Here is a 12,283-nt window from a genome sequence, read left to right on the forward strand (position 1 = left end):
TTTAAAGATTGGTTCAAAAAAATTATACTCTCTTCGTGATCAAGTTCATTTATCGTTTCTTATTATTGCTTCTTCTTTTCATTCCAGCAAAAGAAATTCTCGCTACAGAGTCAATTGTACAAATTAATAAAGAGACTTTCAAAGATCAAAATCATAATATTTCAAAATATGTTGAATATAAGCTATCTGATAATAAAGAATACACACCAGATGGATTCACGACGAACGATAAAAGTGTTTTAAACTTAGAATACACAAATAAAAATATTTATCTACGCGTTCAATTTAAAAACTCACTCGAGCATTCTGTACATAAAGAGCTGTATTTTAATACTCACACTTTTAGATTAAATGAAGTTTACTTTCTCAACCAAGACAGTAAGCAACTTTCTAATTTTCCTAAAGATAAAATCAATTCAAATACGACACTCCATAAATCGCTAAGTATCGATCTAAATCCAGGAGAGAAAAAAACGATTGTTATCAAAACTCATAGTCTTCATAAGTTTGATACAAAGGCCTTGCTTGCTGATACTAAATATATTCAAAAGACAGAGCAAACCAGGATCATTAGCTTATCTATTTATCTAGGCTTTATGTGTACGTTATTAATATATAACCTGATTCTTGGAATGATAAATAAAGAATCAATCTATATTGTCTACTCAGTCTTTATCTTTTTTATGATTAACTCTGTCTTAGCATTATCTGGATACACACAAGGAGTTCTTTCTTTAGACAACCATATTAAATACCTTGGTGTCTATGCAATGATTTCATGTAACTACTTATATAAGTTTACAAAAGATCTCTTGAGTATCGACTTCTTTAAGAAGCCTATTATTAAGAAGACAGAAAAAATTTATGCTCTGATATCAATTACTCTAATCACCTCAATCGTCTTCTCTTTCTTTGATTCTTATAATTTTATCATTGGACCACTTGTCGATATTTACATCTTAACACTTGTGATCTTCATTATTTATATTTCGATATATACAAATATTACAAACCCAACGATTGAATCAAAAGTCTATCTTCTTTCATGGCTCATCATGAACGTTGGAATCTTTGCTTATTTTGCGACTATCTATGGATTCTTTACCGATAATGACTTCACTCAAAACTCTATCCTCTTAGGAAATATGGTTGAATCATTTACTCTTTCAATTGCCTTAAGCCTTAAGATAAACAGGCTACAAAAAGAGAATGAAATTAGCTTTATAAAGAATCTAGATAAGCAGAAATATATTCGCTTACTAAGAGTTCTTTCACACGATATTGCAAATTCTTTATTTGTTATCATTGGTTATTCAAGCCGTTATATTCGACGTGGTTACGTTGAAGAAGCTAGAGCGTGGCCAAAAGTCTATTCGGCCTGTATGCACATTAAAGATATTCTCGATAACGTTAAGGCCGAACAGGAATTAATTAATAATGAGCCACAGCTTGATTATGTAGAGATTAAGAGTTTACTGGATAATATTCAAACTATCTTTACACCTCAATGTGAACGAAAGAAAATCTCAATCGAGGTTCCTGAGATTAAACAAGAGCTTAGAGTTTATTCAAATCTCGCCATCCTTACTCATCAGATTCTTGGAAATATCATCTCCAACTCAATAAAATTTACTCAAAACAAAGGAATGATAAAGATCTCATGTACGCAAGTGGATCAAGCTTTAAAGCTAGAAATACAAGACAACGGTATAGGGATAAGTAAAAAGAAGCTTGAACAAATCTATAATAAGATTGATACGGGAATAAGTTTTGGAACTTTAGGAGAAAAAGGTTCCGGTTTTGGTTACTTCATTATTCGCTCATATTGCGAATTACTTAAGATAAAGTTCACAATTGAGCGAAAACCCGTAGGTACTCTAGTCGCACTTTATATCCCCCTTAATAGTCCACAGAAGCTATAAGTTCAGATAGTTGTATAAATTCCTAATTCACCATAAAATTAAATTAATAGACTTTATTATTAGTTTTAATGAAATAGGATTTATGAATTACTACCCTCTAAGAATCACAACGATTGAGCCAGAAAGCGTTATACCGTTTGATTTGTATATTTACTTCAAAGAGACTTATCTTAAATATCAAGATGCTGGTACGGCCATATCACAAGAGAAGCTTGAAAAGCTAAATAAACAACAAGTAGCAAAGTTCTATATTCTTGAAAATGAAGTTGATAAATATCAGCAATATATTAAAGATCTTCTTGATTCAAAAGTTCAAGACTTTGATCTTCCTCTAGAAGAGAAAGTTGAAATTGTAGATGGTGCTTGTAAAACAGCGATTGAGCAGTCACTCAATGCACCAGAAAAAGAAGAAAATTACCAAATGACTGAGATAGCGGCAGCACAGCTTAAAAAAGTTCTCTCATCTGGCCCTGATGCTTTGAAGAAGTTCTTCGAAAAGAAAACAATCGATTCAAATTTAATTATCGAACACTCAATGAATGTTGCGACTCTTGCAACGAGACTTGCAATAAGAGTTGGTTGTAATGATAGTGACATCTCAAATATAGCCACAGCTAGCCTACTACACGATGTTGGTATCACGCGATTAAATAGCCAAGACCAAGAGCTATTTAAGAAACCAAAAGATGAACTCAGCGATGATGAAAAAAGAGTTTACGGCCTTCACGTAAAAGATGCAGTTAGTGCATTGAAAGACAAACCATGGGTAACAAAAGGTGTTCTTGATCTAATCGTAAACCACGAAGAAGTAAAAGGTGGTTCAGGACCAAATAAACTTAAGACATTGAGTTTGCCGATCATGATTATCTCACTCGTAAATACATACGACAAAATGGTTACAGTAAGTAAAATGAATGCTCGAGACGCACTTACAGAACTTACAATGAATCAACTTAATCACTATGAGCATGATGTGATTAATAAATTTAAGGATGTCTTAATTGATGAAGGTATTGTCTAGTCTATTCGTTTTAGTTCTTCTTCTCTCATCTTGCGACACAAAAGTCGTCGATGAGAATACTTGTGATATTGAGTCGATGAGATGCTATCGCGGTTATCCTCAATCATGTGACTTTATAAAAAAATGTAGTGGAATAAAGCATAAATTTACAAAAGCAGTATGTTCTAATGCTTTCAATGAACTCTTTAGAGGAGCAAATTCTAAAGATGTAATAAAAAAATACTCCCCTAAGATTCTTCATTGTTTCAACGATAAAGAGTTTCACAACTTCAATATCGATATGAAGCTAAGACCTAAAGATTGAATCTCTAAGTCTTTTAAATAGTGATCGCTGAGTTTTGATACGAGTTCTCGACTTGAGCATATTTTTAGATGAATCTAAATTAACAAATTCTTTTTCACGATTTTCAATATACTGATTAATCTCTAACTCTTTTTGTGCACTTGTGAAATTCTGACGAAGCTCTTTTGCGTGCAATTCATTTTTAGCAGTTATTTCTCTAGCTCTTTTTACGGCCTGATTAGCAACAGAACTCTTTTGGGCCTGAAATTTTCCGTCCCAAGGCCTTTGCTGCTTCTCTAATACTTCCTCAACGGCCGAAACAACTTCAACTTTCTTGGCCTGCTTCTTAGCTGTAATATCATTTAAACCAATGGCCATAATTAAAACCTATTACTTAAATTTCCAAAGTTAGCTTGCCCAAGTCCACCAAAAACTCTTGCCTGATGGGCCGGAAGTTCCTCTTGCTCAGACTTTCTAGTGTGATAGTTCGAAATCGCATGATGAATTTGCTTAAATAGCTCGACTGTATCCTTTGCAATGGGCTTTCCTGCTGCATGTTCTGCAATTGAAAGATTAAGGGCCATTGCCTCTTCAGCAGATACAGACTCTTTAATACCAACAGTCGTACAGCCTGCAACATTCTGATAGTACCAATTTAGAATATCGTTACTAAGTTTCTTATTCGTAGAATACTTAGTTGGAACAAAAATTGATTCAAAATCGAGTCTCATTTCATCTTTAAATTCTTTTAAAAAGTGAGAGAAAACTCTGAAGTTTCTAAAATTATTAATTTTACATTCAAGTGGAGAAACAAGAGCATCACTTGCTACAAGAGCATTAGTTGTCAGCTTGTTCCAGTTTGGTGAACAGTCCATAATCACAAGATCAAAGTGTTCTTTTAAAGGATCGATAACTCTTTCCTTTAACCAAAATTCACGACGGTTAATATTATTAAGAGAGTCGTTTAAGGCAACAAGCTCTGGCGTCTCAGGAATAATAAAAAGATTTGGTAATCCAAGCTGAACAATGACTTCATCAAGAGTTGCCTCACCAGAGAAGTAATCACAAAGACCTTTTGTTTGATCTAATTTTTGAATTAATTCATCAAGGCTACCACTGTCATCAGACTCAGTGTCATAACCAAGTGACGTCGTTACATCTCCTTGAATATCAAGGCCTACGACACAAACGCGCTGTCCGTGAAGAGCAGCTGTGCGTGCAAGATTTAGTGCTAGAGTCGACTTAAGAACTCCACCTTTTGTTGTGAATACACAAACAGAAGTAGGCTTATCAAATTTTTTGAAATAACCAATTTGTTCACCAATTTGTGGAAGTAAATTAACCGGCCATCCTTTTCTAAAAATTGCTCCACTTCTATACTTGCGAGAAGCTGGAATTTGCCCCGAAGATTCAAGATCTTGAATATCAAATTTTAGATTTGGGTCACCATATATATCGGCCACTTTTTTAAGTGGGTAGAAATTATCCATTATTAAGTCTCCTCCATAAGTACTTTACTTATAATTTTACGCATTTAGTGGAGGCTGTGTCAAAAAAATCATACTCACAAATAAAGCTATGATACTATTTGGATGTGGAAGCTCTAGCTCTTGATCATATTTACGACTTTAAAGGACACAAGGCGCAGATTCGCGAGATTAGTCCATTTGACAAGAAAATGCTTCTTGAAGGTTTGCACGAGATGGAGCCCAAGTCTATCTATCATCGTTTCTTTGGTGCAAAGAAAGGTTTAACAGCAAAAGAGCTTATCAATTTAACTGAATTTGATAAGAGATTTCATTATGCCATTGGCGTGGCAACGATTACTTCCCCTGCTCATCCAATGGGGGTTGCCCGTTTTGATATTCACCGAGATAATTCAAAAGTTGCAGAATTTGCGATAACAATCATTGATAAGTATCAAGGACTTGGTATTGGAAAGGAGCTACTAGGTTTATTAATCTTTGAAGCAAAGTCTCGAGGGATTAAAATTCTTGAGGGTGAGATGCTCAATACAAATACCCAAATGATTGCCTTGGCCCAATCCATGACAAAGACGCATGGATGTGAGCTCAAGTTATCACGAAGTGAACAAGGAGTTCAGACAATAAGCCTGATCCTTCCCTCTTAATCACCTACTGGCGGTTACGCCCTTTAAGAACTTCTTTTCCGCCCATATATGCTCTAAGTTTTTCAGGAACATAAACAGATCCATCTTCTTGTTGATGATTTTCAATAAATGGAACAAGAATTCTTGGCGTAGCAACCATTGTATTATTTAGCGTGAATACGTGCTTAACGTTTCCATCAGCATCTCTGTAGCGAGTATTTGTTCTTCTTGCTTGCCAGTCATGAAGTGCTGAACATGAGTGTGTCTCACGGTACTTTTCTTCACTTGGTACCCAACATTCAATATCGTACATACGAAATTTACCTGCACCCATATCACCCGTACAAACTTCAAGGATTTGATATGGAAGCTCAAGCGCCTTACAGAATTCTTCTGCTGCTTCAAGAAGTGACTTGTGCCATTTTTCAGACTCTGCTTCATCACCTTTACAGATTACGAATTGTTCTGTTTTTTGGAATTGGTGTACACGGATTAGGCCCTTTACATCCTTTCCATAACTTCCTGCTTCCCCTCTAAAACATGGAGAGAAACCTGCATATAAAATTGGAAGATCTGATTCACTTAGAATCTCACCACCGTGTAGACTATTTAATTGAACTTCAGCTGTTCCTGAAAGATAGATATCGTGCTCAGGAATATAGTAAGCATCTTCTCTTCCTGTCGGGAAGTGACCTGTACCATATAGTGCATCTTCTCTTGCCATCGATGGAGATGAAACAAGTGTAAATCCCTTTTCAGTTAGCATATCTAGAGCAAGACGGTGCATGGCCATCTCTAAAAGAACCATGTCATTTCTAAGAGAGTAAGAACGTGAACCACAAACTTTTGCGATATTTTTAAACTCTGCCCACTCATTCATTTCTAAAATTTCAACGTGGTGTCTTGGTGCAAATGAGAAATTTGGTTTATCACCTTCAACACGACTAACTACGTTTTCACTATCGTCTTTACCAACTGGTGCATCTTTTGATGGAACCATTGGAACAACGTACATCAGTGCCTTAAGTTTTTCTTCAAGATCACTAATTTCTGGATTCATTTCCTTAAGCTCGTTGGCAATTTCCTTACCTTCAGCAATAAGTTTTGGCCTGTCTTCGTTAGATGCCTGAGGGATTAATTTTGAGTGAGCATTTCTCTTCTCTTGTAAATCCTGCTGCTTTGTCTTTAATTCAGAGAGTTTCGAGTCAATTGTCAGTAGCTCATCTAGGTCTAGACCGATACGCTTATTTGCAATTACCTCTTTCATTAAATCAACATTTTCTCTGATAAATTTGATATCTAACACTATGCACTCCAGTTTATTTTTATAGTTGTTAGAATAACCTAAAACCACTAAAATTGACACTCTAAATTGCTTTAAAATCAGGGAGTTACTCATGGCATCATGTCGTTATTGTGGAAAGGAAATTACTTGGATGAAAGATGGGCGTAAAAACGTTCCAGTCGAAGGAGACGGTGCTGTCCACAAGTGTGAGAATATGATCAATGCCCGTAAGAGCTTCCGCAAAATCACTCCAACAGAGATCGATCCAGAACTACTTAAGCAGTATGAGAACGCGATAAATGAGAAGGCCAAAAAATAATAGCGGCCCCAATCAAAATCATTGCTAGACAATAGAATTGTCCCACAGAAAACAGGTTAAAGAAGAGCCCAATTTGTGGATCAGGAGTTCTAAAGAACTCAACAATGAAGCGACCAATTCCATAAATGATAAGAAAAAGGCCAGAGTTTAAAGCTGGTCTTTTTAAATTCTTTTTCAAAGTAAATAAAATGATAAATAGGACAAATCCCTCGAGGAAGGCTTCATAAAGCTGTGAAGGATGGCGAGGGCTTGAGTCGTAAAGTCTTGGAAAAATCACTGCCCAAGAAACATCTGTCACTCTCCCCGCAAGTTCTCCATTGATAAAATTTGCGATTCGCCCAAACATAATGGCCGGGCCTACACTTGTTAGGACAATATCTGTTAGGGCAAAGAATTTAAGTCCGTGCTTTTTAGCGTAATAATATGTCCAAAGAGCTCCACCAATAAGTGCACCATGAAAGCTCATGCCACCTTGCCAAAAATAGAAAACGCGCTTTAAGTCTTGTGCATAGTAATTAAAATTATAAAAGAAGATATAAAAGAGCTTTCCACCTGCAAGCATCATAAAGAAGCCAGTGAATAAATAATTTAGATAGTGATGAAAAGAGACACTTAGTCCCTCTCTTTTTATGAGGTATTTTCCTAAATAAAGTGTCCAGAAGTAGCCAAAGAAGTAGGCCAACCAATACCAAGCAATCTTAACTCCCAAAAAATCGATAGCAATTGGATTAAGATTGTGGACATAGTATTGCATTAATTAACCGTGAGATTTGTGATTAGCTTATTACACTCGTTAGTTAAATTATCCATGTGTTTGTCTTCAATTGCAAATCTCTCTTTATCTTGTGAGAAACGCTCTTGTTTTGATAGCTCTTTTCGAGATTGGTGAGTTGGGAAATGTTTAATTTCCTCATACATTGAAAAGATAATCGGATACTCTTCGTTTTCAACAAAGTCCACGCGGTCAATAAGCATTCTTAAACGAATACAGGCTTCACTTGCCTCACATTGTTTTTGAACAAAGGCACGAGCAATTGTAATAAGACTATCGCGCACGAATGCCTGGCGCTCTTTTTCCTTTGCTTCCATCTTGTCATGTTCAGCAATGCGCTTTCTCGTCTCTTCTTTAAGCTTAATATAGAAAAAGCCTACCCCCATTGAAAGGATAAATACTAAAACTGATAAAATGATAAATGCGATATTGTACTGTTCTTGAGTCATGGCCAATTTATACTGCTAAATCCTACATATGTGAAGGTTTTGGTGGATATGTTCCCTCTGGAGCTTCAACAAACCACTGCTTAACCTGCTGAATTATCGTGGACTGATCTTGAGGAAGACTCCCTCCAATTGGATACATATTTGAGACGTGATTAATTCTAAGTAAAATTTCTCGAGAGGCTTTTATCCCAGAGAGAATGTCGTGCATCTCCCCTAGTATCTCCTTAGTCGTAAGCATTTCAAAGCCTCGTTGTACCATTCGGTAATACGGAGTCCCCTCAACCGCCATTGTCGTAAGAAATGACAGGTAATCTGGTGAAATTTCAGAAAGAACTCTCGCCGTCTCGGCCACATGGGTCTCTGTATGTTTCTTCCCACCAAGCCCAAGCATGGCAATCACCGATAATTTCATCCCTGCATCCATGACTTTTTTTGATCCATCAATCATATCTTGGGCGCTATTGCCCTTAACCGTCATATGGAGAACCTTGTCACAACCAGACTCCATCCCAAGATAAGCGATTCCAAGCCCTGCTTCCTTTAGGTAACGAAGCTCATCTTCTGATTTATCCAGCATATTCTGAGCTGTTGCGTAGACACCGACGCGAATATCCCCAAACTCCTCGCCAATTGCCAAAAGACTTTTGTAGAGGTCTTCAGTTGGTGCCCCAAGCGCATCTCCATCACATAAAAATACTTTAGAGGGACGCATCTCAAATCGACGATAGTAAGCTGCCGCCTTTCTGATATCCTCGATTACCTCGACGCTGTTTCTCTCTTTATAAGTCTTAGATCGATACATATTGCAATATGTACATTTATTATTGGAGCAACCAATGGTTTGTTGTATAAGGAGAGAACGCCCTTCAGATGGAGGACGGAAAACAGGTTCGTGATATTTTATCGGGAAATCGTAAAACATGGCGCTACCTTAATCGATTTGGATTATTTATGAAAGAATATATCATTGAATCATATGCAGAGAAATACCTAGTTACTTCTAATATTGAACCTGAGTTCAATATTCTTTGTGATACGAAGTCGATTGCTCACCACCTGGCCCTATCTCTTAATTTAGGAACAATGGAGACTCCACTTCAAGGCCCTGAGCTTTTCACATTAATTGGAAATGTTCGCGGTATAAAAACATATAGCCTATCTCTTGTTTCACCAAACCTTAGAATTGATGAAGAGGCCGATATTAATGACTGTTGCCAGAGTGGATGCAGCGGTTGTCCTTACTTTAACGGATATTAATTTATGACTAAATTTAGCATTACGGCCAAGGCCAATACAGATACAACAGCAGCGGACCTACTTGCAGAAAAATGTGCGAAGTCAGGAATTGAGCTTTCAAAAATTAAGATCAAAAATCTTATGAAACAAGGTGCTTGTTGGACAAAGACTGCAAAGCCAGAACGTATTCGCAAGGCCAAGACAGAAATAAAGCGCGGCCAAACAATTAAATTATATGTCGATCCAAATATCGGTGAATTCGATATGAGTTCAGTTCAATGTATGCATGAAACTCACCACTATGGCGTTTACTTCAAACCTGCTGGACTTCTATGTCAGGGGACAAAGTATGGCGATGAATACACAATTCTTCGCGAAGTTCACAAGCGCACTGGTCGCGAACCTTTTCTCATTCACAGGCTAGATAAAGAAACAGCAGGCCTTATGATGATTGCATATACAAAGAAAGCTGCTCGAGCGTTTTCTGATCAAATTAAGAATCACAAAATTCAAAAGACGTATCAGGCCGAAGTCAAAGGGAAGCCAGAAAAAGTTAAGCGTCTTGAGAGTGTTATTGATGGAAAAGATGCTGTTCTAGAATATGAAGTGAAGAAATACCTCGATAAAACTGCTCTTGTAGAAGTTAATCTTATCACAGGCCGTAAACACCAGATTCGTATCCAATTTACTGAACTTGGTTTTCCAGTTATGGGAGATAATCGTTATGGTAAAGGTAATGGAAACGACACAGGTCTTGCCCTTATCGCTTCAAAATTAGTTTTTGATGATCCGTGGAGAAGTGGAAATTTAGTGACTGTTGAGCTTCCTGAAGAAAAGAGATTATTTTAATTACTTCTTTGTATTTTTAATACTATCTAACGAGATATTCTTAACTTTCAAGTTAAGCTCTTTCGCAATTGATTTTTTAACGAGTTCATTTTTATAGTCGACGATTGGATTCTTACTTCTTCTATTGATTGGAAATAAGTATTGGTCTTTTTCAAAAAATGCGATGTCGATTCTTCCGGCTTTCATACGCCAAAACTTAACATAGATTAAACTGACGTGCATCTATTACTTAGACTTATGCTACGTGTTCATTTTTAGAATGTAATATCAAGCTATTGAACATTGAATTCTAAATCAACTTTGTCGTGAATAACCTTATCTGCCACAGTGCCCAATAAAGATGATCGATATTTAATGCCAAATTTTGTTCGGTCAAAGCTAACTTTCCCCGTGGCCTTCTTTCCATCGTAGATCATATCGAATGTTAGTGGACGTGTAATTTTCTTAATCTTAAAGTCAGCAACGACTTTATATTTATTCTTTGCAATCTTTGTAATTGATTTTGTTTCCATCATCGCCGTTGGATATTTTTCGATCTCAAAGAAGTCACTTTGGCGAAGATGATTTTGTAGCTTATCCTTCCACTCACCTTCAAGATCACGCACATCGATTGTATTCATCTGCACAGTAAAAATTCCCTTAACAGGTTCTCCTTTATCATTGTGCTCAATCGTTCCTTTTTGAAATTTAACATGGCCCCAGTGCTTGCCACCAACTTTACTTGCATGCCATTTCAAAAAGCTTTTATCTGTATCGATCTCTTTAGCGAACGCTAGAATAGAAAGTAAAATACAAAAACCGATAATCAGCAACTTCATTCACTATCCTCCAAAAACATAACAACGTTAATAGTTGTAAGTATTCTAAGAGAAAACGAGATGCGCTAATAACTAAGTTTTCTTAAAGTTTGGTTAAACCGGTAAAAGAAAGGCATTCTCAAGATCAATAGCTAGTTTAACTTGTGAGCCAATGCTCACTTGAGAAGAGTCGGCCAATTGGAATCTTAGAATTTTTGCATTCATTGTCGCAACTTCAACAAAGTCATACTCTCCGTGCCTAATTATCGACTTAACTCGTCCTTTTAGTTGTCCCTCACCTTCAACAAGCTTTAGGTATTTTGGACGAAAGGCCAGATAAACAAATTGATTATTTGTTTTGAGATTATCAGTTACTTCAAATTGACCAAAGTCGTTCTTAACAACGACACGCTCACCTTTCCTCTCTGTGATTGGTCCTGCAACGAGATTAATCATTCCCCCGAAACGAGCGGCATCAATTGAGAGTGGCCTGTCATAGAAGTCTTGAGGCCTTTGATATGTTTGAAGTTTTGCTCCACTAAGATAAATAATTCGATCACTTAATGAATAAGCTTCTTTCAAGTTGTGAGTGACAAAAAGTAATGAGATTTCATTTTCTTTGAAAATTTCAAAAATTTCATGGCACAAGGTAGCCTTTAGAAATTCATCAATATTAGAAAATGGTTCATCTAGTAAAAGAACGTCTGGTGCAACAACCATTGATCTCGCAAAAAGAAGTCTTTGCAATTGTCCCGCCGAAAGTTGATCGAGCTTCTTATGATCTTTATATTCAAGGCCAAAGATTTCAATCATATCACGTACGCGATTCGTATCAGCACTTGGCTCATGGGCCAGTAAATGACTTTCAATATTTTCAAAAACCGTTAGGTCCCAATTAAGATTATCAACACCTGAAACCATCTCAATTTTTAAGTTCTCGGCCTTCTCAACTTCTCCACTTAAGGGAGTTAGCTTTCCCGTAAGAATACTAAATAAAGTCGTCTTGCCTGTTCCAGAAGGACCAAGAAGTGTTAAAACCTCACCCTTATTGAGATCGAAAGAGATCTTATCAAACTGACAAATTGATTTTTGATCAAAATTATAAGTTAAATTATTTACCGCTAATACTTTCATTAACCCTAGACTCTCCCAATGAAGACAATCTGTAAATACAGGGTTTAAGCAGAATTTAAGAAATCTTTGTTCAAAAGAAAAAATGTTGCCTACGACAAGTAAATTA

At 36.4% G+C, this 12,283-nt stretch carries 16 protein-coding genes; 7 read left to right on the top strand and 9 right to left on the bottom strand.

All coding sequences use genetic code 11. The features are described from left to right. Positions 1-35 precede the first annotated feature (35 nt). The 3 genes from ACMAYS_RS05190 (at position 36) to ACMAYS_RS05200 (ending at position 3,247) form a co-directional block, all read left to right on the top strand. Positions 36-1,922 (top strand): 7TM diverse intracellular signaling domain-containing protein, encoded by a 1,887-nt coding sequence (locus ACMAYS_RS05190; protein ID WP_412462887.1) that lies wholly within the window; start codon positions 36-38, stop codon positions 1,920-1,922. An 82-nt stretch (positions 1,923-2,004) separates the two neighbouring features. Continuing rightward, positions 2,005-2,943, top strand: a complete 939-nt coding sequence (locus ACMAYS_RS05195; protein ID WP_412462888.1) for an HD-GYP domain-containing protein — start codon at positions 2,005-2,007, stop codon at positions 2,941-2,943. Next, positions 2,924-3,247, top strand: a complete 324-nt coding sequence (locus ACMAYS_RS05200) for a hypothetical protein (protein WP_392991132.1) — start codon at positions 2,924-2,926, stop codon at positions 3,245-3,247. The genes ACMAYS_RS05195 and ACMAYS_RS05200 overlap by 20 nt, the downstream gene beginning before the upstream one ends. On the opposite strand, the gene ACMAYS_RS05205 is transcribed toward ACMAYS_RS05200, so the two are convergent. Continuing rightward, positions 3,230-3,604 (bottom strand): hypothetical protein, encoded by a 375-nt coding sequence (locus ACMAYS_RS05205; protein WP_103216579.1) that lies wholly within the window; start codon positions 3,602-3,604, stop codon positions 3,230-3,232. The genes ACMAYS_RS05200 and ACMAYS_RS05205 overlap by 18 nt on opposite strands. Positions 3,605-3,606: 2 nt before the next feature. Further along, positions 3,607-4,716, bottom strand: a complete 1,110-nt coding sequence (locus ACMAYS_RS05210) for a ParA family protein (protein ID WP_392991130.1) — start codon at positions 4,714-4,716, stop codon at positions 3,607-3,609. Positions 4,717-4,820: 104 nt separating this feature from the next. Here ACMAYS_RS05210 and ACMAYS_RS05215 point away from each other — a divergent pair, with 104 nt between their 5' ends. Next, the gene (locus ACMAYS_RS05215; RefSeq protein WP_412462889.1) at positions 4,821-5,357 is read left to right on the top strand and encodes an N-acetyltransferase family protein; all 537 of its coding nucleotides are present in this window, start codon (positions 4,821-4,823) and stop codon (positions 5,355-5,357) included. 4 nt (positions 5,358-5,361) lie between these two features. On the opposite strand, the gene serS is transcribed toward ACMAYS_RS05215, so the two are convergent. Next, the gene (serS, locus tag ACMAYS_RS05220; RefSeq protein ID WP_392991126.1) at positions 5,362-6,642 is read right to left on the bottom strand and encodes a serine--tRNA ligase; all 1,281 of its coding nucleotides are present in this window, start codon (positions 6,640-6,642) and stop codon (positions 5,362-5,364) included. A 91-nt stretch (positions 6,643-6,733) separates the two neighbouring features. Between serS and ACMAYS_RS05225 the strand changes: the two genes are divergently transcribed. Further along, positions 6,734-6,940: a hypothetical protein gene (locus ACMAYS_RS05225; RefSeq protein WP_103216575.1), complete on the top strand. Its 207-nt coding sequence runs from the start codon at positions 6,734-6,736 to the stop codon at positions 6,938-6,940. On the opposite strand, the gene lgt is transcribed toward ACMAYS_RS05225, so the two are convergent. From lgt to ACMAYS_RS05240, 3 genes are read right to left on the bottom strand one after another with little or no spacing between them, the layout of a single operon-like run. Next, positions 6,897-7,694, bottom strand: coding sequence for a prolipoprotein diacylglyceryl transferase (gene lgt, locus ACMAYS_RS05230; protein WP_412462890.1), 798 nt, complete (start codon positions 7,692-7,694; stop codon positions 6,897-6,899). The genes ACMAYS_RS05225 and lgt overlap by 44 nt on opposite strands. Then, complete coding sequence (locus ACMAYS_RS05235; RefSeq protein WP_103216573.1) at positions 7,694-8,161, bottom strand: DUF2489 domain-containing protein; 468 nt, start codon at positions 8,159-8,161, stop codon at positions 7,694-7,696. Before ACMAYS_RS05235 ends, lgt begins: the two co-directional genes overlap by 1 nt. 22 nt (positions 8,162-8,183) lie before the next feature. Next, complete coding sequence (locus ACMAYS_RS05240) at positions 8,184-9,083, bottom strand: radical SAM protein (protein ID WP_103216572.1); 900 nt, start codon at positions 9,081-9,083, stop codon at positions 8,184-8,186. Here ACMAYS_RS05240 and ACMAYS_RS05245 point away from each other — a divergent pair. After that, positions 9,032-9,418 carry a hypothetical protein gene (locus ACMAYS_RS05245; RefSeq protein ID WP_103216571.1) on the top strand — a complete coding sequence of 129 codons (387 nt, stop codon included), beginning with the start codon at positions 9,032-9,034 and terminating at the stop codon, positions 9,416-9,418. The genes ACMAYS_RS05240 and ACMAYS_RS05245 overlap by 52 nt on opposite strands. Positions 9,419-9,421: 3 nt before the next feature. Further along, positions 9,422-10,246, top strand: a complete 825-nt coding sequence (locus tag ACMAYS_RS05250) for an RluA family pseudouridine synthase (RefSeq protein ID WP_103216570.1) — start codon at positions 9,422-9,424, stop codon at positions 10,244-10,246. On the opposite strand, the gene ACMAYS_RS05255 is transcribed toward ACMAYS_RS05250, so the two are convergent. From ACMAYS_RS05255 to ACMAYS_RS05265, 3 genes are all read right to left on the bottom strand, one after another. Further along, positions 10,247-10,432, bottom strand: a complete 186-nt coding sequence (locus tag ACMAYS_RS05255; RefSeq protein WP_392991121.1) for a hypothetical protein — start codon at positions 10,430-10,432, stop codon at positions 10,247-10,249. An 86-nt stretch (positions 10,433-10,518) separates the two neighbouring features. Further along, positions 10,519-11,064, bottom strand: coding sequence for a YceI family protein (locus tag ACMAYS_RS05260; protein ID WP_103216568.1), 546 nt, complete (start codon positions 11,062-11,064; stop codon positions 10,519-10,521). Between the two features lie 93 nt (positions 11,065-11,157). Continuing rightward, positions 11,158-12,177 carry an ABC transporter ATP-binding protein gene (locus ACMAYS_RS05265; RefSeq protein WP_412462891.1) on the bottom strand — a complete coding sequence of 340 codons (1,020 nt, stop codon included), beginning with the start codon at positions 12,175-12,177 and terminating at the stop codon, positions 11,158-11,160. Between the last annotated feature and the right edge of the window lie 106 nt (positions 12,178-12,283).

This window comes from Halobacteriovorax sp. RT-2-6 (genome assembly GCF_047085025.1).
Lineage (GTDB): Bacteria > Bdellovibrionota > Bacteriovoracia > Bacteriovoracales > Bacteriovoracaceae > Halobacteriovorax_A.

Excerpts from the sequence above, each read along its gene's own strand:
- ACMAYS_RS05195 (WP_412462888.1), top strand. The coding sequence starts at position 2,005 with ATGAATTACTACCCTCTAAGAATCACAACGATTGAGCCAGAAAGCGTT.
- ACMAYS_RS05205 (WP_103216579.1), bottom strand. The coding sequence starts at position 3,604 with ATGGCCATTGGTTTAAATGATATTACAGCTAAGAAGCAGGCCAAGAAA.
- ACMAYS_RS05210 (WP_392991130.1), bottom strand. The coding sequence starts at position 4,716 with ATGGATAATTTCTACCCACTTAAAAAAGTGGCCGATATATATGGTGAC.
- ACMAYS_RS05225 (WP_103216575.1), top strand. The coding sequence starts at position 6,734 with ATGGCATCATGTCGTTATTGTGGAAAGGAAATTACTTGGATGAAAGAT.
- lgt (WP_412462890.1), bottom strand. The coding sequence starts at position 7,694 with ATGCAATACTATGTCCACAATCTTAATCCAATTGCTATCGATTTTTTG.
- ACMAYS_RS05235 (WP_103216573.1), bottom strand. The coding sequence starts at position 8,161 with ATGACTCAAGAACAGTACAATATCGCATTTATCATTTTATCAGTTTTA.
- ACMAYS_RS05245 (WP_103216571.1), top strand. The coding sequence starts at position 9,032 with ATGGAGGACGGAAAACAGGTTCGTGATATTTTATCGGGAAATCGTAAA.
- ACMAYS_RS05240 (WP_103216572.1), bottom strand. The coding sequence starts at position 9,083 with ATGTTTTACGATTTCCCGATAAAATATCACGAACCTGTTTTCCGTCCT.
- ACMAYS_RS05250 (WP_103216570.1), top strand. The coding sequence starts at position 9,422 with ATGACTAAATTTAGCATTACGGCCAAGGCCAATACAGATACAACAGCA.
- ACMAYS_RS05255 (WP_392991121.1), bottom strand. The coding sequence starts at position 10,432 with ATGAAAGCCGGAAGAATCGACATCGCATTTTTTGAAAAAGACCAATAC.
- ACMAYS_RS05260 (WP_103216568.1), bottom strand. The coding sequence starts at position 11,064 with ATGAAGTTGCTGATTATCGGTTTTTGTATTTTACTTTCTATTCTAGCG.
- ACMAYS_RS05265 (WP_412462891.1), bottom strand. The coding sequence starts at position 12,177 with ATGAAAGTATTAGCGGTAAATAATTTAACTTATAATTTTGATCAAAAA.